At 69.5% G+C, this 20864-nt stretch carries 19 protein-coding genes; 11 read left to right on the top strand and 8 right to left on the bottom strand.

The genetic code is table 11. The features are described from left to right. Positions 1-94: 94 nt before the first annotated feature. Positions 95-940, bottom strand: coding sequence for an NADPH-dependent oxidoreductase (locus A4U64_RS25360; RefSeq protein WP_084648701.1), 846 nt, complete (start codon positions 938-940; stop codon positions 95-97). Positions 941-1034: 94 nt separating this feature from the next. Then, positions 1035-2153 carry an LLM class flavin-dependent oxidoreductase gene (locus A4U64_RS25355; protein WP_050036152.1) on the bottom strand — a complete coding sequence of 373 codons (1119 nt, stop codon included), beginning with the start codon at positions 2151-2153 and terminating at the stop codon, positions 1035-1037. Positions 2154-2651: 498 nt separating this feature from the next. On the opposite strand from A4U64_RS25355, the gene A4U64_RS25350 reads away from it, so the two are divergent. From A4U64_RS25350 to A4U64_RS25315, 8 genes are all read left to right on the top strand, one after another. After that, the gene (locus A4U64_RS25350) at positions 2652-3716 is read left to right on the top strand and encodes an isopenicillin N synthase family dioxygenase (protein ID WP_065923294.1); all 1065 of its coding nucleotides are present in this window, start codon (positions 2652-2654) and stop codon (positions 3714-3716) included. Continuing rightward, the gene (locus A4U64_RS25345; RefSeq protein WP_065923293.1) at positions 3713-4552 is read left to right on the top strand and encodes a MetQ/NlpA family ABC transporter substrate-binding protein; all 840 of its coding nucleotides are present in this window, start codon (positions 3713-3715) and stop codon (positions 4550-4552) included. The genes A4U64_RS25350 and A4U64_RS25345 overlap by 4 nt, the downstream gene beginning before the upstream one ends. Next, positions 4549-5559 (top strand): methionine ABC transporter ATP-binding protein, encoded by a 1011-nt coding sequence (locus A4U64_RS25340; RefSeq protein WP_065923292.1) that lies wholly within the window; start codon positions 4549-4551, stop codon positions 5557-5559. Before A4U64_RS25345 ends, A4U64_RS25340 begins: the two co-directional genes overlap by 4 nt. Continuing rightward, the gene (locus tag A4U64_RS25335) at positions 5556-6224 is read left to right on the top strand and encodes a methionine ABC transporter permease (protein ID WP_065923583.1); all 669 of its coding nucleotides are present in this window, start codon (positions 5556-5558) and stop codon (positions 6222-6224) included. Before A4U64_RS25340 ends, A4U64_RS25335 begins: the two co-directional genes overlap by 4 nt. 119 nt (positions 6225-6343) lie before the next feature. Continuing rightward, a complete protein-coding gene (locus A4U64_RS25330; RefSeq protein ID WP_006943674.1) occupies positions 6344-7387 on the top strand; it encodes a YeiH family protein in 1044 nt (347 codons plus the stop codon). Between the two features lie 169 nt (positions 7388-7556). Next, positions 7557-9518, top strand: coding sequence for a gamma-glutamyltransferase (ggt, locus tag A4U64_RS25325; RefSeq protein ID WP_065923582.1), 1962 nt, complete (start codon positions 7557-7559; stop codon positions 9516-9518). 138 nt (positions 9519-9656) lie between these two features. Beyond that, positions 9657-10085 carry a CBS domain-containing protein gene (locus tag A4U64_RS25320; protein WP_029546697.1) on the top strand — a complete coding sequence of 143 codons (429 nt, stop codon included), beginning with the start codon at positions 9657-9659 and terminating at the stop codon, positions 10083-10085. Positions 10086-10166: 81 nt separating this feature from the next. Next, positions 10167-10838 (top strand): hypothetical protein, encoded by a 672-nt coding sequence (locus A4U64_RS25315; RefSeq protein ID WP_043796876.1) that lies wholly within the window; start codon positions 10167-10169, stop codon positions 10836-10838. On the opposite strand, the gene A4U64_RS25310 is transcribed toward A4U64_RS25315, so the two are convergent. Then, on the bottom strand, positions 10829-12577 hold the full coding sequence (locus tag A4U64_RS25310; protein ID WP_043796878.1) for a cutinase family protein: 1749 nt from the start codon (positions 12575-12577) through the stop codon (positions 10829-10831). The two genes, A4U64_RS25315 and A4U64_RS25310, sit on opposite strands and share 10 nt — an antisense overlap. Positions 12578-12774: 197 nt before the next feature. On the opposite strand from A4U64_RS25310, the gene A4U64_RS25305 reads away from it, so the two are divergent. The 3 genes from A4U64_RS25305 (at position 12775) to A4U64_RS25295 (ending at position 15438) form a co-directional block, all read left to right on the top strand. After that, positions 12775-13335, top strand: coding sequence for a dihydrofolate reductase family protein (locus A4U64_RS25305; RefSeq protein ID WP_029546700.1), 561 nt, complete (start codon positions 12775-12777; stop codon positions 13333-13335). Between the two features lie 58 nt (positions 13336-13393). Then, positions 13394-13810, top strand: coding sequence for a TIGR03618 family F420-dependent PPOX class oxidoreductase (locus A4U64_RS25300; protein WP_006932325.1), 417 nt, complete (start codon positions 13394-13396; stop codon positions 13808-13810). A 308-nt stretch (positions 13811-14118) separates the two neighbouring features. Further along, positions 14119-15438: an MFS transporter gene (locus A4U64_RS25295; RefSeq protein WP_006932321.1), complete on the top strand. Its 1320-nt coding sequence runs from the start codon at positions 14119-14121 to the stop codon at positions 15436-15438. 110 nt (positions 15439-15548) lie between these two features. Here A4U64_RS25295 and dnaB read toward each other — a convergent pair whose 3' ends face one another. The 5 genes from dnaB to rpsF all read right to left on the bottom strand — a co-directional run bounded on the left by dnaB (position 15549) and on the right by rpsF (position 20856). Then, positions 15549-18764: a replicative DNA helicase gene (gene dnaB, locus A4U64_RS25290; protein ID WP_065923291.1), complete on the bottom strand. Its 3216-nt coding sequence runs from the start codon at positions 18762-18764 to the stop codon at positions 15549-15551. 472 nt (positions 18765-19236) lie between these two features. Next, a complete protein-coding gene (gene rplI / locus A4U64_RS25285; RefSeq protein WP_006932315.1) occupies positions 19237-19692 on the bottom strand; it encodes a 50S ribosomal protein L9 in 456 nt (151 codons plus the stop codon). Positions 19693-19711: 19 nt separating this feature from the next. Next, entirely contained in the window at positions 19712-19954 is a 243-nt protein-coding gene (rpsR, locus tag A4U64_RS25280) for a 30S ribosomal protein S18 (protein WP_003938621.1), read from the bottom strand. A 43-nt stretch (positions 19955-19997) separates the two neighbouring features. Further along, positions 19998-20504: a single-stranded DNA-binding protein gene (locus A4U64_RS25275; protein WP_029546705.1), complete on the bottom strand. Its 507-nt coding sequence runs from the start codon at positions 20502-20504 to the stop codon at positions 19998-20000. A gap of 64 nt (positions 20505-20568) precedes the next feature. Beyond that, on the bottom strand, positions 20569-20856 hold the full coding sequence (rpsF, locus tag A4U64_RS25270) for a 30S ribosomal protein S6 (protein WP_003938619.1): 288 nt from the start codon (positions 20854-20856) through the stop codon (positions 20569-20571). Between the last annotated feature and the right edge of the window lie 8 nt (positions 20857-20864).

Raw genomic sequence — 20864 nt, 5'->3', positions numbered from 1 at the left:
GTGCTCGATCCTCACCTGTCTGCAGTCGATCGTGGCCGTCCCCGACGGTCTTCGTCGGGGCACAGCCGAGGCGGTGCCGGGGTTGCCGGCGCCCCTAGCTCGTCGGGAAACCCCTTTCGCGCAACGCGTCTCGAAGTCGGCGGCGCGATCCCAGGGTACCCGGATCCGTCAGTCGTGCCACGATTCGCCCGGTCCAGCTGCCCGGCAGGCCCTGTCCACGGTAGAAGTCCTCGGCGCGGGTGTCGTACCGGGCGATACCCGCGTCCTGCGCCTCGAGTCGGTAACGGTCCCGGTGGCACACCACGTCGAAACCGAGTCGCGGCTTGACCTCGGCCCGCTCCGCCGGATCGGGGAAGCCGACCGAGAGGCCGACGACCGGGAAGACCCGCTGCGGCAGTTCCAGGACGTCGGCGACGCGCTCGGGCTCGTTGCGGATGCCACCGATGTACACGGTGCCCAGGCCGACCGATTCCGCCGCGACCACGGCATTCTGCGCGGCCAGGGCCGCGTCGACCACGCCGAGCAGGGTGCCCTCGGCGAAGTCCGCGTTGACGAGTTCTCGGCCGTGGACCGTAGCGATGCGCTCCGAGCGGGCGAAGTCTGCGAGCCAGACCAGGAAGAGCGGCGCGTGGCGGACCGCATCCTGATCGCCCGCAAGGGTGGCGAGCGCATCGATCCGCTCGCGGTCGGTGACGGCGACGACGGACCACAGCTGCAGATTGCTCGAGCTGGCCGCGGACGACGCGGCGGCGACGACGGCGCGCAGATGATCCTCGGGGACGGGACGGTCGAGGAACCGGCGCACCGACCGGTGCGCCAGCTGAGTCGCCAGCACCGCGTTCCAGGGGCCGGCCGTGTCGGCAGCACCGAAGCGTCGTTCGAGAGCATCGCGTCGTTCGAGAGCATCGCGTCGTTCGAGAGCATCGGAGCGAGCGACCACCCGATCCGCGCCGGCGCCGGGGTTCGCTGTGAGTGGGTGAGACGTGGTCACGAGTGGAGCCCTTCTGGCCGGTTCCCGGCCGGTCGACGGATCGCTATCGGCTGCCCACCGGCGAATCGGCGGTGAACCCTCTGGCGCGCTCGGTGTCGGATTCGCTCCACAGCGTCGTCGGCGGTACCTCCGCGCGCACCAGCGGCACGACCTCCTCGGCGAATCGACGCAGGGTGTCCTTCTGGCGTTCGAAGTCGAGCACGTGGTTGACGGATACGGATTGGAGGACGTGGCCGAAGCACTCGTGGTAGTCGAGGATCTTCTCGGCCACGCGATCCGGCGAACCGACCAGGGCCGGACCCCGCTCGACCGCCTCCTCGATCGTGCGGAAGCTGGTGGTCTTGCCGACGGCGCCCGGATCATGTTTCCTCTTGTCGGCCTGGCGTACCGCACCTTCGTAGATGGGCCGGTACTCCTCGATCGCCTTCTCCGTGGTGTCCGCGAGGAACAACCCGCCCGAACCCGATCCGACGTAGGCCTTCGCCGGGTCGTGACCGTGTGCGGCGTAGTGCTCGCGGTATCGATCGATCAGGACCTTGTAGTTCTCCCGGGGCTGCAGGGCGTTGGCCGTCACGATCGGGTCTCCCCACTTCGCCGCCAGGTCCACTGCCCGCGCCGACGTGGCGGATCCGTGCCAGATGCGGAACGGCCCGTCGAACGGGCGGGGCAGCGTCGTGACATCGGCGAGTGCCGCTCGGTACTCACCCGACCAGTCGACGTGTTCCTCCCGCAGCAGCCGGCGCAGCAGTTCGTAGTTCTCGGTGAGGTAGTCGTACTGTTTGCCGATGTCGAGGCCGAACAGGGGGTACTGGAGCACCTCGTTGCCCTTGCCGATGACGATCTCGAGGCGGCCCCGGCTCAGTTGATCGACGGTGCACAGATCCTCGGCGACGCGCACGGGATCGAGCACCGACAGCACGGTCACACCCGTGGACAACAGGATCCGCTCGGTGGCCTGTGCGATGGCACCGAGGACGACGGTCGGGCTGGACGAGAGCACGTCGCCGGCATGACGTTCGCCGACCGAGTAACTGTCGATGCCGAGCTGCTCGGCGAGCACGGCCATCTCGACGACGCGGTTCAGGCGCTCCGCGGGAGCGACGACGTCGCCGGTGACCGGATGCGGCGGGTTGAAGATGATGTCGAGGATCTGGAAGCGCACGAACTACAGAGTCTGCCGTCCCGGTGGGCGTCCGCGAAGGGTTGTCCTCGAGGTGATCGGAACCGTTGCACCCGGCCGGACACGTCGCCGTCGTCGTCTCGGCATCGGCGTCACGGTAGCCGTGCACCGGGGTCCGGACCAGGATTGCGATCGTCGTGATCCGAAATCGGTGCAGGTCGGACCCGCCCGAAAGGGCGTGGGTTGTCCGAGACCCGTCCACTGGATAGCGTGACCGTCCGGCAGCACCGAGGGCGGATTCCCGCCACGAACGGGCCGCGCCCGCGGCCCATCGGAGGAAAGATGGTCGGCACCAGTCACGCGCAGGTCGTGATCGCACGCGTCGTGGGCACGCACGCCCCGGCGTGTTGTTGTCGCTGACAGCCGTCCCACCGGACGCACCCGCGTCTCCCGATACCGACATCTCCTCCGGCCGCCGGTGCCGCGTTGCCCGTTTCCCGGGCACCCGGCGCTCGACGTGGCCCGAAAGGACTCCCTGCGATGCCTCCCTCGACCACCCTGCCCGTCGTCGACCTCACAGGCCTCGACGGCGATGCCGCCACCCGGGCCGCCCTGCTCGACCGGCTGCGTCGGGTCACGCACGAGGTCGGCTTCTTCCACCTGACCGGCCACGGCATCGACCCGGCCCTCGCCGACCGGCTGATCGCGGCGGCACGCGCGTTCTTCGCCCTGCCCGACCCCGTGAAGCTGGAGATCGAGAACTCCCACTCGCCTCATTTCCGCGGCTACACCCGCGTCGGGGGTGAACGAACCCAGGGATACGTGGACTGGCGCGAGCAACTCGACATCGGTCCCGAACGGGCTTCGGTGGCACAGTTCGACCCCCAGCGGCCGTGGGAGGTGCTGCACGGTCCGAACCTGTGGCCGAGCCGGGTGCCGCAGCTGCGGACGCTCGCGCTGCAGTGGATCGAGCAGGCCGGCGCGGTCGGCCGCCGGCTCCTCCGGGCATGGTCCGAATCCCTCTCCGCACCAGCCGATTTCTTCGACGGCGCGTTCGCGGACCCCGATCCGCTGCTGAAGATCGTACGGTACCCGGGCCACGACCGATCGATCACCGGACAGGGTGTGGGCAGTCACAAGGACGTGGGAGTTCTCACGCTGCTCTATCCGGAACCCGGAAGCACCGGCTTCCAGGTGGAGATCGACGGCACCTGGGTCGACGTCGAACCCCTGCCCGGACACTTCGTCGTCAACATCGGCGAACTCCTCGAACTGGCCACCGGCGGCTACCTGAAGGCGACGACGCACCGGGTCCTTCCGCCGGCTCCCGGCACCGACCGGGTATCCCTGCCGTTCTTCTTCAATCCCGCACTGGATCAGGCGTTGCCGCATGTGCCACTGCCCGGCGCACTCGCCGCCGAGGCCCGCGGCGTCGGTGCGGACGAGCACGGTGACGCCTTGCACGCCGTGTATGGGCTCAACGCGCTCAAGTCACGACTGCGGGCCCACCCCAACGTCACCGAGCGCCATCACGCCGACCTCTCGAACTCCCCCCTCCTCGCCGGCCGGCCCGGCGATCTCGACGAAAGCGAACACTCCGAATGACTCTGCGCCGCACCCTGTCCGTGGTCTCCGCCGTCGCCCTGGCCACCGGGCTGGCCGCCTGCTCCGCCTCCGGGACCGGCGAGGACACGCTCGTGATCTCCGCCTCCGCGACACCGCACGTCGAAATCCTGGAACACGTGCGGCAATCCGGTGCGCTCGGCGACGTCGTCCTCGACATCAAGCCCGTGACCGGCGAGGTGGACCCGAACGAGTTGCTCGAAGCCGGTGACGTCGACGCCAACTTCTTCCAGCACCACCCGTACCTCGCCGACTGGCAGCAGCAGAAGGGCGTGGACAACCTCGAGTCGGTCGCCTCCGTACACCTCGAACCGCTCGGCCTGTACTCGAACAAGATCGCCGCGGTTGCGGACCTGAAGGACGGCGACACGATCGCGCTGCCGAAGGACACGACCAATTTCGCGCGTGCGCTCTACCTCCTGGAGTCGGCGGGCCTGCTCGAACTCGACAAGCCGCTGTCCGAAGCGGACATCGCGACGGTCACTGCCGCGAACATCGTCTCGAATCCGAAGAACCTGAGGTTCGTCGAGCTCGAACGCGCGCAGCTCGCGCGCACCGTCGACGATCCGGCGATCACGGCCTCGGTCGTCAACTCGAACTACGCGCTCGAAGCGGGGCTCAACCCCGCGGACGACAGCATCGTCCGGGAATCCGTCGACAACAACCCGTTCGAGAACATCCTCGTGGTGCGATCGGAGGATGCGTCCGATCCCGCCGTCACCGCCCTCGCGGACGCCCTCGAGTCGCCCGAGGTCGCCGCCTGGATCGCCGAGAACTACGACGGCGCGGTCGTACCCGTCCACGAGGTCGGCGCGTGATCGTCGTCGACGGACTCACCAAGTCGTACCCGGCAACGGGCGGCACCGGCACGATCGACGCACTCCGCGGAATCGACCTGAGGATCGACGAGGGAGAGGTCTTCGGCATCGTCGGCCCCAGCGGTTCCGGCAAGTCCACGCTGCTGCGGTGCCTGAACCTGCTGGAACGCCCCACGAGCGGACGCATCCTCCTGCGCGGCGAAGACCTCTCGCACCTGTCCGAAGGCCGGCTGCGCGGGTCCCGTCGCCGCATCGGCACCGTGTTCCAGCAGTTCAACCTCCTGCACTGCCGCACCGTCCGCGCGAACGTCGAGTTTCCGCTCGAGGTCGCCGGCGTACGGAGGACGGAGCGACGGGACCGGGCCGAGACGTTGCTCGAGCTGGTCGGGCTCACCGACAAGCGGGACGCCTTCCCCTCGCAGTTGTCCGGCGGGCAGCAGCAGCGCGTCGGCGTCGCGCGCGCACTCGCCGCCGAGCCCGACGTCCTGCTGTGCGACGAGGCGACCAGTGCCCTCGACCCGGCCACCACGGAGCAGGTGCTCGATCTGATCGCGACCGTCAACCGGACCCTCGGCGTCACCATCGTCGTCGTCACCCACGAGCTGTCCGTGGTGCGCCGGATCTGCACGTCGGCGGCGCTGCTGGACGGGGGCCGCATCGTCGAATCCGGTCCCGTGGCCGATCTCGTGGCCGACCCCGTCTCCCGCCTCGGTGATGCGCTGCTGCCGGCGGGCGTCGGCGAGCAGAACGGGGACGTGACCGCGCTCGTCACCGCCCGCGGCGCTGCCGTCGCCACGCCGTGGCTGTCCCGGCTCTCCCGCGACGTCGGGGTCGACGTCGCGGTCGTCGGCGGCCGGGTCGACCGTGTCGCCGGTACCGACATCGGCAAGCTGCACGTGCGTTTCGACGGCGACGTGGATCGCGACGCGGTGGACCGATTCTTCGCCGCCCTGCCCGACGTCACCGTCGCGTGGACGACCGGCGTCGTGGCGAGGGTCGGGGCATGAACAAACTCAGCTGGTACGACGCCCTGCCCGAGGTGTGGGCCGCCACGCTCGACACCCTCTACATGGTGGGCGTCGCCTTCCTCCTCACCGTCGTGGGCGGGGTGCTCGTGGGTGTTCTGCTGCACGTGACCGCGCCGGACGGGCTGCGCCCGATCCGCACGCTGTATCTCGTGGTCGGGGCCGTGGTCAACGTGTTCCGTTCGCTGCCGTTCCTGGTCCTGCTGATCGCGCTGATCGGTGTGACCCGTCTGGTGGTCGGGACTGCGATCGGGCCGACCGCCGCGCTCGTCCCCTTGACGATCGGCGCGATCCCGTTCTTTGCCCGCATCGTCGAGAGCGCGCTGCGAGAGGTTCCGCGTGGGCGGGTGGACGCGGCCCGGGCCATGGGGGCCTCGAACCGGCAGATCGTCACCAAAGTACTTCTTCCCGAATCACTTTCGTCTCTGATCTCCGGCGCCACCCTCACCGCGGTTCTGCTGGTCGGCTACTCCGCGATGGCCGGGGTCGTCGGCGGCGGCGGGCTCGGCGACTTCGCCATCGTCTACGGGTACCAGCGCTTCAACACCCCGGTCCTGATGGTCGCGGTGGTGGTGTTGATCGTGCTCGTGCAGGCGCTGCAGACCGCGGGAGACGTCGCGGTGCGGGCGCTCGCACACCGGCGATGAAGTTCGCTTCGCGGCGGCGCGGCCATGCCTACCGCGGCCCCGTCTCATATCGAATCGATATGAGGTGATGCCGAAACACCGTCTATCCGCGACGCGCGCCACCCGCCAGGGTGGAGACCATGGCCACTTCTCTCCAGACGCTCTCGGCCCCGGCCGCGGTACGCCTGCGCGCTCCGCTTCCGGGCCTCGCCGTCTGTGCCGCGGCGGCAGCGGCGGCCCTCGTCGCCGCCCGGCTCGCCGGGGGCATCAGCCCCCTGCTGATCGCCATCGTCCTCGGCGCACTCCTGGCCAACACGACCTCGCTCCCGGCGTCCACCGAACCCGGCCTGGCCGTGGCCTCGCGCCGGTTGCTCCGGATCGGGGTCGCCCTCCTCGGTCTGCAACTCCTCGTCACCGACGTGCTCGCCCTCGGCTGGGGCGTGCTCGGCCTCGTCGTGGCCGTGGTGGTCGGCGGCATCGCCGGAACGATGGCACTGGGCAGGATCCTCGGGCTCGACTGGACGCAGCGCCTGCTCGTCGCCTGCGGCTTCTCGATCTGCGGCGCCGCCGCCGTCGCCGCGGTGGACGGGGTCGTCGACGCTCGCAAGCAGCACGTGGTCACCGCCGTCGCACTGGTGGTCGTCTTCGGCACCGCCATGATCCCCGGCCTGCCGCTCGCGGCCTCCGCGCTGGGACTCGACACCACCCAGGCCGGCATGTGGGCCGGCGCCGCGATCCACGAGGTGGCGCAGGTCGTCGCCGCGGGGGAAGCCGTGGACGCCGGCAACGCCGGGGCGCTGGGCGCGAGTGCCCTTGCGGTGGCCGTGACCGTGAAGCTCGCCCGGGTCGCGATGCTCGCGCCCGTGGTCGCCTGGATCGGCGCGGTGTCCCGCCGCCGCAGCCGCGAGCAGACCGAAATGCGGCGGCCCCCGCTGGTGCCGCTGTTCCTGCTCGGCTTCCTCGGCTGCGTGGCCCTGCGCGCCACCGGCCTGCTCCCCGACCCGGCTCTGGACGTCGCCCGGCTCGCGCAGACGGCGCTGCTCACCGCCGCCATGTTCGCGCTCGGCACCGCCGTACGCATCGACGTCCTGCGGGGCGTGGGCTGGCGGCCCTTCGCGCTCGCCGCCGCATCCACGGTGTGGGTCTCGGCGATCGCCCTCACCGGAATTGTGCTGCTGGGATAGCGGATACGCTCCACAGCCGCGCGCCGATCGGCCACACACAACAGTCGTGCCGCACGCGGGTGACCGGAAGGTTCGCGGCTGGACGCGGTGGCCCGGCACGACGGCCCGGCCGAAACGGATCTCGCGGGAAGCACTTCGGGCACCGGTGGCCGCTGTTACCGTCGGCGAGATGACACCGGTGGCGAAGGTGGGCTCCACGATCCGCGTCGCGATCGCCGCGGCACTGTCCGTCGCGCTGCTCGGCGCCTGCACGTCGGCCGGTGACGACTCGTCGGGGACCGCCGAATGCATCCACGTCCCCAACGGCACCCCGCTGTCCGCCGCCCCGCCCGCCCCGTCGGCGTCCGAAAGGGACCTGGCCACCAACCCCGAGGTCGCCACCGGCTACCGCGACGACATGACGGCGGTGACGACCGCGTCGTACGCGGTGTCCACTGCCAACCCGGTCTCGACGGAGGCGGCGTGCAAGGTGCTGCGCGACGGCGGCACCGTCGCCGACGCGCTGGTCGTCGCGCAGACGGTGCTCGGGCTCGTGGAGCCCCAGTCGTCGGGGATCGGCGGCGGCGCCTTCCTGCTCTACTACGACGCGGAGACCGGGCAGGTGCAGGCGTACGACGGCCGGGAGACGGCACCGATGTCGGCCACCGAGAACTACCTGCGCTGGATCAGCGACACCGACCGCACCGCGCCCCGGCCCGACGCCCGGGCCAGCGGCCGCTCGATCGGGGTGCCCGGAGTGGTGCGCCTGCTCGAGGAGGTGCACCGCGAACACGGGGGCACGGAGTGGGCCCGGTTGTTCGACCCGGCCATCTCCCTCGCCGACGACGGGGTGGTGATCAGCGACCGGATGGCCGAGTCGATCGCCGACTCGGCACCCGACCTCGCCGTCGACGACGAGGCGCGGGCGTACTTCCTGAACCCCGACGGCACGCCCAAGACCGCGGGCACCGTCCTGGTCAACCCCGCCATGGCGAAGACGCTCGGCGCCATCGCGTCCGGCGGCGCCGACGCCTTCTACACCGGAGCCCTCGCCCGGGACATCGTCGACGCCACCACCACCGAGGCGGGCGGCCGCACCCCCGGGACGATGACGGTCGACGACCTCGCCGGCTACGAGGTGAAGAAGCGCACCCCCCTCTGCACGCCCTATCGGGCGCACGAGGTCTGTGGCATGCCGAACCCGTCCTCGGGCGGGATCGCGGTGGCCGCGACGATGGGCATCCTCGGGAACTTCGACCTGTCCGCGCTGGGACCGACCGACGTCGACGAGAACGGTGGCGAGCCGACCGCCGACGCCGTGCACCTGATCTCCGAGGCCGAGCGCCTCGCGTACGCGGACCGCGACAAGTACGTGGCGGACTCGGACTTCGTTCCCCTGCCCGGCAATTCGCCGCAGACGCTGCTCGACGACGACTACCTGCGCGGGCGTGCGGGCCTCATCGACCCGGGCCGGAGCATGGGCACGGCACAACCCGGCGACTTCGGGCCGGTGCCCCTGGGCACCCCACCACAGGATCGCGAACACGGCACCAGCCACATCTCCATCGCCGACGAATACGGCAACGTGGCCTCGATGACCACGACGATCGAATCGGCGTTCGGGTCGTTCCACATGGTCGACGGCATTCTGCTGAACAACCAGCTGACGGACTTCGCCGCCGAACCCGTGGACAAGGCCGGGGTGCCGGTGGCCAACCGCGTCGAACCGGGCAAGCGACCGCGCAGTTCGATGGCGCCGACGCTCGTCTTCGATCGCAATCCCGACGGCAGCCGCGGCGACCTGCGCATCGTCGTCGGCTCGCCGGGCGGTTCCGTCATCATCCAGTACGTGGTCAAGACGCTCGTCGGGATGCTCGACTGGGGCCTGGACCCGCAGCAGGCGGTGTCGGCGGTGGCGTTCGGCGCGGCGAACACCCCGGTCACCGGGGTCGGGGGCGAGCATCCGGCGATCGACGGCAGCGACGACGGCGCACGCGATCCGCTGGTGGCCGAGCTGCGCGCGCGAGGCCATCAGGTGGCGGTGCTCCCGCAGTCCAGCGGACTGAGTGCGCTCCGCCGGGACGAGTCGGGATGGGTCGGCGGCGCGGACCCCCGTCGCGAGGGCGCGGTGATGGGCGACGCCACCGGATAACGATCCGACGCGCGGTACGGCCCATCGAGTCACGACTGGATAACCACACGGGGTCTCGTCGAACTGCAGGAATAAGATCGACAACCATCGATCGCCGTCACGGCGGATGACTGGGAGCGGATGGATCGGGGTGCCCGGATGCGGATCGCGGACGTGCTGCGGAACAAGGGGCCGGTCGTGGCCACGGTCGATCCGGACCTCTCGGTCGACGAGATGATCGGTGAACTCGCCCGCCACAACGTGGGCGCCCTCGTCGTGGTGGAGGGCGACGCCGTGATCGGCATCGTCTCCGAACGCGACGTCGTGCGCCGGCTCCACCAGCACGGTCCCGCCCTGCTCGACGCCCGTGTCCGGGACATCATGAGCACGACGGTGTCCACGTGCCTGCCCACCGACACGGTGAACAGCCTGGCCGAGACCATGACCGAACGCCGGATCCGGCACCTGCCCGTCGTGGTGGACGGCCACCTGGTAGGCATCGTCAGCATCGGTGACATCGTGAAGAGCCGGATCGACGAACTGCAGTGCGAACGCGACCAACTCGAGTCGTACATCGAGCACGGCTGAACCCGGGGCACCGGATTTCAGGGGGATTCTCCGGGTGATCCCGGATTACCCTGCGGCGCCTGCCGGACGACAGTGGACCATATGGCGAAGCGTCCGGGGCAGCGGTGGCGGCAGGCGACGGTGTGGCTGCACGTGGTCACGTCCGTGGGATGGATGGGCCAGGCCCTCGCACTGCTCGTTCTGTTGACGCTGAGCCGCACCGCGGTGGATCCCGCCGTGCGGGTGGCCGGCACGACCATGGCGCAGCACCTCGACGGCACGCTGCTCGCTCCGCTGGCCAACGCGTCGGCGTTCACGGGCTTTCTCCTCGCGGCGGCGACGCCGTGGGGATTCCTGCGCTACTGGTGGGTGGCGATCAAGTTCGTCCTCACCGTGGTCCAGGTGAACCTGGGGATCCTCCTGCTGTCGGCGGGCCTGAACGGCTCGGTGGCCGCCGCCCGCGACGGCACGTCCGGACCGGCGGGACCGATGATCGCGGGCACCGCTCTGATGATCAGCGCCCTCGCGTTCCAGGCGTGGTTGTCGGTCGCGAAACCGTGGGGCCGCACCCCGTGGTCGGCCGGGAAGGCGAAGCTGCCCGCCGCGCCGCCGTGGGTCTTCGCCATGGCGACCGGCGCGGTGGCCGCGGACCTCGCCGTCGCGACTCTGCTCGGCCATCCGCTGCCCGCCTTCGCCGCCCTGGCCCTGGTCGTCGCGGCGACGACCAGGGCCAGGGCGATCCGCGAGGCGAGCCCTCAGCCGGCCTACGGCTGAGGCACCGGCGTGGTCGTCGGGGTGGTGGTTGCGGCCGGCGTCGTGGTCCCGGGGGCACTCGACTCCGCGGTCGTCGGGGCGACGGTCGTCGGCTCGACGGTCGGCAGCGGCTCCACGGCAGGCAGGGGCTCCACGGCCGGCAGCGGGGACGGCGCCGCGGGCGAGGGAGCCGGGGCCGCGGGCGAGGGAGCCGGGGCCGCAGCCGGGACGGGCGGCACCGGTGCCGGCGAAGCCGACGAGGAGGCCGCGGCCCGAGTCGGCGACGCCGGGGTCGACGACGTGGTGGTCGTGGTGGCCCCGGCGGCGGCCTTCTCCACGTCGCCGTCCGTCGTCGGCGGGAGCGGCGCCGGATCGATCGGCTTCGACGAGACGACGAGCTGCGGAGCGGTCGACTCGGCCTCGGCCTTGTCGAGCTCGCCGCTCTCGGCCTGCTTCGCCAGATGGGTCAGCCATGCCGCCGCGTACTGCGCGGACGTCAGGGGCTTTCCGTTCTCGGGGTCGGAATCGCGCCAGTAGTCGAAGTGGTGCCCGGTGTCCGGCCCGAGGGTCTGCTGGTACGGATCGCTCAGCGCCACCTCGAGGGTGTTCTCGTTGTCGGCGATGAATCCGATGACCTCGTTGCGCAGCTTCGCGGGCAGATAGGTCAGGTCGATCAGCTCACCGGAGGTGATCTCGCCGTCCGTGCCGGTCGAGGCGACGTCGCGGACGGCCGGTTCGTAGGACGGATCCGACACCTTGATGAGGACGTCGAGGAAGGTCTCGTCGCTCTGCATCCAGTTCTCCTGCGACTGGATGTCGGCGAACGCGGCCATGGCGATCCGCCCGAGGACCGTGGCGACGTCCAGCGCGGTCTCCGGGGTGAGCCCGTCGCGCTCGAGCGCGTCGACGTTCAACTGCCGTCCTACGTTCACCGCGAGCTGCAGCAGGGCGATGTTCTCCGGAGCGGAGCAGGTCAGGTCGCCCTCCGAGCAGAACGACGCCACCTTGCCGTCCAGCGCCCCGAAGCTCCCCGAGGTGCCCGGCAGCGAACCGCTGCCCGACGCGCTGTTCCGGCCCGACTGGTAGGCGAGGTCGAATCCGTCCGGGTTGCGGAACTCGTCCTCCGCGCCGGGGAACGGTCCCTCACCCGCCGTGCGCCCGGCGTCGGCCAGGATGACCACACCCACGACCGAATCCGGATCGACGATCTCGTACGACCCGTCCTCGGCGCTTTCCTGGTTGCCGATCTCCATCGCCACGCGGCGCGCAACGTCGGCGCCCTCGCTGTACCCGACGACGGCGAACTTCGTGTCGGGGCATGCCTGGCGGATCGCCTGCATCACGGTCTCGGCGTTGTCCACGCCGGCCTCGACGGCGTCGTCGTACGACGACATGTTCGCCGGGTACTCGACGTACACGGCGGAGTAGGAACCCTCGGGCACGTCGTCCCGCGGCGCGTTCACGACCTCGTCGACCCAGGGGCTGCTGAAGTCGGTGGACGATGCGGCCGGCAGGGGGTTCCCGTCGGCGTCGAGGAGCATCGCGTGGGTGCCGGGGCGGGGACTGTCGTTGCGCCCGCCGACCGCGATGCTGACCATGTCGTGGCACTCGGTGACCGAGGCGGTCAGCGTCGTCGGGGCCGTCGACGGAGCCGACGGTTCCGAGACAGCGACGGCGACCACCGCCGCCGCGCCCAGCGCCACGGGTGCCACCGCAGCCGCGACAATCCGCTTGTTTCGCACCGCCCAGTCAAGTGCCATGGTCAATCCCCATCCGAAGTCGGTCCGTGCCGACGACCCTGATTGTGGTGTCGACGCGTCGGTCGGAAAGTCGTTCGAGACGGCAATCGTGTTACATGTCCGCGTCGTAGGCGGGGTCGCGATGAGTTCCCGGCGCCCGGGCGGTCGGTATCCCGTAGGCGGAGCGACACGGGCATCACGTCGGAAGGAGGGACCCGTTGCGGACACTTGCCATCACCCAGAACGTCACCCTCGACGGTTCGATCGAGATGCTGGGGGACTGGTTCGACCCCCAGGGTCAGGCGGAGGTGGACAATTCGGATCATCTGGCGGAACTGCACCGGCAGGACAGCGAGTCCGACGCGCTGGTGCTCGGCCGACGGACGTTTGAGGACTTCCGGGGCTACTGGCCGGGGCGGACCGACGATCCCACGGGCATCTCCGCGTATCTCGACCAGGTGCAGAAGTACGTGGTGTCCTCGACCGTGACGGATCCGCAGTGGCAGCACACCACCGTCCTCTCCGCCGAGCCTCTGGCCGCGATACGCGCCCTGAAGGCGCGCATGGGCCGGGACATCGTGGTCACCGGCAGCATCTCGCTGTGCCACGCCCTGATCGAGGCCGGACTCGTGGACGAATACCGGCTGTTCGTCCATCCCGTCGTGCAGGGCCGCGGACGCCGGTTGTTTCCGGACGGATTCGCGTTGCCGCGGCTGCGCCTGCTCGCAGCGAACGCCTTCCGTTCCGGCATCACCTTCTCCCGCTACGCGGCGGGCTGATTCCCCTGCGGCGGCAAACAGCCTCGGCACCGTCGTCGGCGCGAGTAGGCTACCGGGCATGGCCGATCTGTCCGGCGACGTGCGGGCTCTGCTCGGGGCGCGGAACATGGCGCACGTCGCGACGCTCATGCCCGACGGCTCGCCGCACGTCTCCCCGGTGTGGATCGCGGTCGAAGGTGATCACTTGGCGATATTCTCCGCTCAGGAGAACCGGAAGGTCGCCAATCTGCGCCGTGACGGGCGCGTCGCCGTGTCGGTCTGCGATGAGCACAACCCGTATCGGTCGGTCGTCGTCCGCGGCCGGGTCGTCGAGGAACTCGAAGGCGACGAAGCGGTCGCGATCATGGACCGAATGAGCAACCGCTACATCGGCAGCGACTTCCCCATGCGCTCAGCGATCGTGTCGCTCATCGAACCCGAGCGAGTTCACCTGCAGGATCTCCCGTTCCGACATCCCTCGGACGCCGGAACCTGAGCCACAACACTCGAACGATCGGCTCCCGGGCCGCCCCGGCGCGACGGCGACCGTGATCCGCACGCCGCACCGGAATTCGCGCGCTGAACTGCCGCAGCGAATTCCGGTGCGGCGCGTGAATTTTCGGTCAGAGCGGATCCCGACCCCCACCATCCCCGGACCGTAAGCACAATGGCCGTTTTCGCTGAGTGAAATAGATTCTGCCTGATCAATTTTCGCGGTCGACCCCGCGCCGCGGGCGAGTTGACGTATCGCAGCGCGCGCAGTCACAATCCGAACGATCACTCGGTTACGAACAGGTGTGCACTATGCGAACAAGCTCGGATCGGACCGCCGCCCAGGCGCCCCGACACGCAACCCGCTCCGCGAGTCTCGTCGTCGCGCTGTGCTGGGTCGCGGTACTTCTCGACGGCTTCGACCTCGTCGTTCTCGGCGCGGTGAATCCGGCGTTGCTGGACTACCCGGACTGGAACCTCGACGCAGGCGGCCTCACGGTCATCTCGACCGCCGGCCTGGTCGGCATGACACTCGGAGCCCTGGCTATCGGCACCCTCACCGACGTCCTCGGCCGGCGACGCACCCTCATCTTCTCCGTCACCGCCTTCTCGGTGCTGACACTCGCGTGTGCTTTCGCGACCTCGCCGGAGATGCTCGGCGGCCTGCGCTTCCTCGCGGGTCTCGGGCTCGGCGGCGCACTGCCCACCGCGTTGGCGATCGTCGCCGAATTCATGCCCGGCAAAAAGGGATCCGCGTCGACGACCGTCATGACCGGCTATCACGTCGGCGCCGTGGCGACCGCGCTGCTGGCCCTCGTTCTCCTCGAAAGTTCGGGGTGGCGTTCGATGTTCATCGCGGGCACCCTGCCGGCGTTCGTCCTCGTCCCGCTGATGATCCGCTACCTGCCCGAGTCGCCGGCCTACCTGTCGGTGCGAGGCCGGCACGACGAATCCGAGCGCATCGCCGCCGACTACGGACTTCCGCCCATCGATGTGACCACGGTGCCGTCGGACACCGACTGCCCCGCGGATGTCGCGAAGACCTCGAAACCGGGATCGCCGGTGCGGACTCTGTTCTCGCCGCAGCTGCTGCGCACCAGCGTGTCCATCTGGGTCACCTCATTCATGGGCCTGCTCCTGGTCTACGGCCTCAACACCTGGCTGCCGACGATCATGCGGGAAGCCGGATACGACCTCGGTGCGTCGCTGTCGCTGCTGCTCGTGCTCAACGCCGGTGCCGTCGCGGGCCTGCTCGTCGCCGGCCGCGTCGCCGACCGGATCGGCGCCCGCACCGCGGGCATCGCATGGTTCACGCTCGCCGCGCTGTTCCTCGCCACGCTCAGCATCAACCTCGCCTACGGCGTCTACGTGCTGGTGTTCCTCGCCGGGTGCTTCGTCTTCAGCTCCCAGGTACTCGTCTACGCCTTCACGAGCGCGGCCTACCCGGCCGAGGCACGCGCCACGGCGCTCGGCTGGTCCGCCGGCGTGGGCCGCATCGGCGCGATCTGCGGTCCGATCCTCGGCGGCGCGCTGCTGCAGGCCGGCGTCGCCTACCCCTGGGGCTTCTACGCCTTCGCCGCCGTCGGCGTACTCGGCGCCCTCGCGCTGTCGACGAGCCGGCCGGTGCGGTAACACTCGAAACTTGCTCACTGATTCGGAATTTGCCGCGTCAATTGCGTGGGTAGATTCCGAATCGGTGAGCGAATCCGTCGGACGTCGCTAAGTGATGCGAACCGGATCTCTCAGCCCCGCGCCATGTCCACGAACCGCGACAGGTGCAGCTGGTGCGCGACGGTGATGGTGGCGGTCGGACCGTTGCGGTGCTTGCCGAGGATCAGGTCCGCCTCGCCGCCGCGCGGGTCGTCACGTTCGAATGCGTCGGGCCGGTGCAGCAGGATCACCATGTCGGCGTCCTGCTCGAGACTGTTGTGCACCGAGATGCCGTCGGCAACGAAGTTGTGTGTGCCCGGGACGGTCCCGTCGAACACGTCCTGCTCACCGATGCTGGTGACGGACACGATCTCGTCCCAGTACACATTGTTGGTGGCGAGCATTTCGATGTCGGCGGTGTCGAGGACGCCCGCCACCTGGGCCAGACTCGATCGCGAACCCCCTGCGGACCGCGAAGCCGCGGCCGCGACCAGCTCACGGGGGGCGAGCTCCTCGACTGCGAGGAGCCGGCTCAGCGTCGCCTCGACGTCGGGTGTCAGGGTGTCGGCGTCGTGGCGTACGAGCTTCGGCCCGAGCTGAGCGAGCACCCACTGCGCCGCAGTGCCGTGTGCACCCACGTCGTGCAGGAAGACGGCCTGATTCTCCGGACCGGTGACGACAACATCCCAGCCCGAGCCTGTTCCGGCCGCGGCGATCCGAGCGAAGACACCGATTCGCAGGAGAAGGCGGGCCAGGTCGTCGGCGAGGCGCCGGTCTGCGGACGGATACCGGACAGCGGCTCGTCCTTCGACCGCGTCCCACGCGACGATCCCGTTGCCCTCCCAGACGTGGCACACGAGCGCGGCGATCTGTTCCTTCGGCAGCGAGAATGCCTGTGGCGGAACAGAGCTATCGGCGACGGTGCGCTCAGCCAGCGCGACGACGTCGTCCTCCGAGACGGCGTGCGTCTCGAGGGGGGCAGGAACCGCGCGGGGTACTGCGACGCGCTCCCCGGCCGTCAGCTCGCCGAGGGGAATCCACCCGTCCACGGTGAGGAAGGGATGGTTCGCGGTGGCCTCGACCTGACGCCCGGAGTCGAGCGTCAGACGGAACACTTCCTTGCGTCCGCTCGGGAACACCTTGGTCATCGGGCGGGCGACCATACGCATGCGCTCGTCCAGCGACCAGACGACGGGCTGTTCACCACTGGCCAGCAACTCGCCGAGGGTGACCGCGCAGCCGTTGTCCGCGCGCAGGACGCGGGTGCTCGCAGTGAGGCAACCCGACTCGCGAAGATCGGAGACCATCGGCTTCTTGTCGGTGCGCTGCTCGGGGCCACGGTTGAGCTGACAGATCGCGACCACCGGGACCTCGAGCTCCTTCGCGAGAAGCTTGAGGCTACGGGAGAATTCGGAGACCTCCTGCTGGCGGGACTCGACCTTCTTACCGGAGGTCATCAGCTGCAGGTAGTCGACGACGATCAGCCGGATGTCGTGTTTCTGCTTGAGGCGCCGCGCCTTTGCGCGGATCTCCATCATCGTCAGGTTGGGGGAGTCGTCGATGTACAGCGGCGCTTCGCTGATCTCGCTCATCCGCCGGGCGAGCCGGGTCCAGTCGTCGTCGGTCATGCGGCCCGAACGCATGTCGCCGAGCTTGATCTTCGCCTCGGCCGAGAGCAGCCGCATGACGATTTCGGTCTTGCCCATCTCGAGGGAGAACATGACGGAGGCCATGCCGTGCTTGACGGAGCAGGACCGCAGGAAGTCCATGCCGAGCGTGGAGTTGTGGGTGGGGATCATGGACCGTCCGGCGAGGTACAGGTGCTCGCCGTCGACCTCGACGCACCGCACCGGCACGGACTCGACGGGGCGGACGGCGACGATGCGGCGTTCCCGCGGCACCCCCGCGCGGGTCTCCTTGTGCGCCTTGGCCTTGCTGGGGAGGACGAAGACGTCGTCGTCGGTGGCGAAGCGCACCGTGGAGCCGCTGGTGGTGCAGGTGTAGCCGAGGCCGGCCAGGAGCTCGGCGACGTCGTCGCGCAGTCGGGCGCAGTCGGATTCGAAGCGGACGGTGCCGTCGTCGCCGACGTGGCCGCCGGCGTCGAGCAGACCGGCGAGCAGCTCGCGCCGCTGCCGTTCCGACGCCCGCTGGTAGGCGCCGGGGATGCGGGCGCCGAGCGTCATGAGTTCCTCGGCGAACCCGCCCTCGCCCTGCACCCGCATGTGCACGTGGGGATCGGCGGAGGGGCCGCCGAGCCAGGCGCCGAGGGTGAACGGGGCGACGGGCAGATCGGCGACGGGCAGCTGCAGCGCGGCGACATTGCCGACGACATGACCGTCCGCGAGGGACGCGGCGATCTCCCCGGTGGTGCGCACGCGCGACGGGCCGCCGTCGGAGGTGACCCACTGGTGCTGTTCGTCGGCGACGAGGACGGTGCCGTCGGAGAATTCCACCTCGAAGCACGGCCGGCCGTGCAGCACCTCGGTGGCGGCCAGCACCCGGGTGGGGCGGCCGTGGGCGTCGAGGAGTTCGTCGCCGGCGGCGACCTCGCCCATGGTCGTCCAACCGCCGGGGGTGGGCAGGGGAGTTTCGAGGGCCAGCGCCTTGCCGACGCCCGGACGGGCGGCGACGATGATCATCTGCCCGGGATGGAGGCCGTTGGTGACCTCGTCGAGCTCGGCGAATCCGGTGGGCACACCGAGGGAGATGCCGCCGCGGCTGGCGATCGAGTCGATCTCGTCCATGGTGGGCTGCAACAGCTCTTCGAGCGGGACGAAGTCCTCGGACGTGCGGCGCTCGGAGACCTCGAAGATCTCGGCCTGGGCCCGGTCGACGACCTCGGCGACGTCCTGGCCCTCGGAGCCGGCGTAGCCGTACTGGACGATGCGCGTTCCGGCCTCGACGAGGCGGCGCAGGATGGCCTTCTCGGCGACGATCTCGGCGTAGTAGCTCGCGTTCGCAGCGGTGGGCACGGTCTGGGTCAGGGTCACCAGGTAGGCGGCGCCGCCGATGCGGCGGAGTTCTCCGCGCCGGTCGAGTTCCGCGGATACCGTGACGGGGTCGGCGGGCTCACCGCGGCTGTAGAGGTCGAGGACGGCGTCGTAGACGGCCTGATGGGCGGGACGGTAGAAATCGCCGGGCCGCAGCACTTCGAGCACGTCGGCGATGGCGTCCTTGCTGAGCAGCATGCCACCGAGCACGGACTGCTCCGCAACCATGTCCTGCGGGGGCTGGCGGCCGAAGTCGCCGGCCGGCTCCTCGGGCGGTCCCGGGTAGTCGGAATGGCCCCGATCGTCTACTACAGCCACGCGACGCCGTCCTTCCCCTTCTCGGCACCTCCGCCGCGGACAGACCCCGTCCACCGGCGCTCGACACCACTTCTACCCGGCCCCACCGACACGTCGTCCGGGACGCGCGCGCTCGACGTTAGGCACTCGGAGGGCGGCGTCCAAATCCGCCTGTGCACACAACTGTGGATGAATTGTGGAAAGGGGAGGACGGCCTTGTGCACCCCTTGGGGACAACCTGGGGACAGCGCATCTCACACTTCGCATCGCTGCTGTTCAGACCGGGAAAATCGACTTTCACAGGTGTGGAGAACAATCGATTCGGCGTGTGGCCACGGATGTGTTTCCGGGCGTGTTCCGTCCTCCCGGCCCCGGAATGCCGTGCCGCGGATCACAAACCTACCGGTACCCCTGTGGGGTTATCCACAGCCCCTGTGGAAAGACGACGAAGAGCCCTGCACACACTGTGTGCAGGGCTCTTCGGGAGCCGGAATCAGGCGGCCACGACGTTCAGATCGAACTTCGCGGTCACGTCCGGGTGCAGCTTCACGACGACCGTGTGCTTGCCGGTCGACTTGATGTGCGCCTTGGGCAGCTCGATGATGCGCTTGTCGACGACCGGGCCACCGGCGGCCTTGATGGCGCCGGCGACGTCGGCCGCGGTGACCGAGCCGAACAGCTTGCCCGAGTCCCCGGCGGTCTTCACGGCCAGGGAGACGTTCTCGAGGCCCTCGATGGCGGCCTTGAGCTCCTTGGCATGATCGAGGCCGCGCACCGCACGAGCCTCCTGGGCGCGGCGGATGCCCTCGACCTGCTTCTGGGCACCACGGGTGGCGACGATCGCCAGGCCGCGGGGCAGCAGGTAATTGCGGCCGTAGCCGTCCTTGACCTCGACGGTGTCGCCAGGCGCACCGAGGTTGTCCACGTCAGCGGTGAGAATGAGCTTCATCGTGTGTCCCTCCCTTTCCTTAGCGAGCCGTCGAGACGTAAGGAAGCAGGGCCACCTCACGCGAGTTCTTCACAGCGATGGCAACGTCGCGCTGGTGCTGCACGCAGTTGCCCGTGACACGGCGAGCGCGGATCTTGCCGCGATCGCTGACGTACTTACGCAGCAACGTCGTGTCCTTGTAGTCGATCTGCACGTTCTTTTCCTTACAGAAGGTGCAGACCTTCTTCTTCAAAACCTTTTCGCGCGCGGGCGCCTTAGGCATGGTCTTTCTCCGTACTTTCCGAATGTTCCGATCGAAGGTCGGATCAGAACGGGGGTTCGTCGTCCCCGCCGAAGGAGCCCGCCGCCGGCGCGCTGCCCCACGGGTCGTCCCCGCCGGTGCTCGCGCTGGCACGAGCCCCACCCGATCCTCCGGAGGAACCACCGAAGCCGCCCCCGCCACCGCCACGGCTGGCCTTGTTGACCTTGGCCGTCGCGTAGCGGAGCGAGGGGCCGATCTCGTCGACCTCGAGCTCCACGACAGTGCGCTTCTCGCCTTCACGCGTCTCGTAGCTGCGCTGCTTGAGGCGGCCCTGCACGATCACGCGCGAGCCACGGGTCAAGCTCTCGGCCACGTTCTCCGCCGCCTCGCGCCAGATGTTGCAGCGCAGGAACAGCGCCTCGCCGTCTTTCCACTCGTTGGACTGACGGTCGAAGATGCGGGGCGTCGACGCGACGGTGAAGTTCGCGACCGCAGCTCCCGCCGGGGTGAAACGCAGCTCGGGATCAGCCGTCAGATTGCCGATGACGGTGATGACGGTGTCGCCTGCCATGTGGTTCCTCCTGCTGTGTGTGGAGTCCTGATGCGCCCGAGCCTACGGCCGGACGCCGACAGACTCACTTGCCGTGGCGCAGAACCTTGGTGCGGAGCACCGACTCGTTCAGGCCGAGCTGGCGATCCAGCTCCGCAACCGTGGCGGGCGTAGCGCTGATGTCGATCACCGCGTAGATGCCTTCGCTGTGCTTGGCGATCTCGTACGCGAGACGACGCTTACCCCACACGTCGACCTTGTCGATCTTGCCGCCGTCCTGGCGAACGACGTTGAGGAACGTATCCAGCGACGGGGCGACAGTGCGCTCGTCCAGGCTGGGGTCGAGAATGACCATCAGTTCGTAATGACGCATAAGACCTC

It is taken from the genome of Rhodococcus sp. WB1 (assembly GCF_001700945.1).
GTDB classification, from domain to species: domain Bacteria; phylum Actinomycetota; class Actinomycetes; order Mycobacteriales; family Mycobacteriaceae; genus Rhodococcus; species Rhodococcus aetherivorans.
This window is presented reverse-complemented; position numbering and strand designations above follow the sequence as displayed.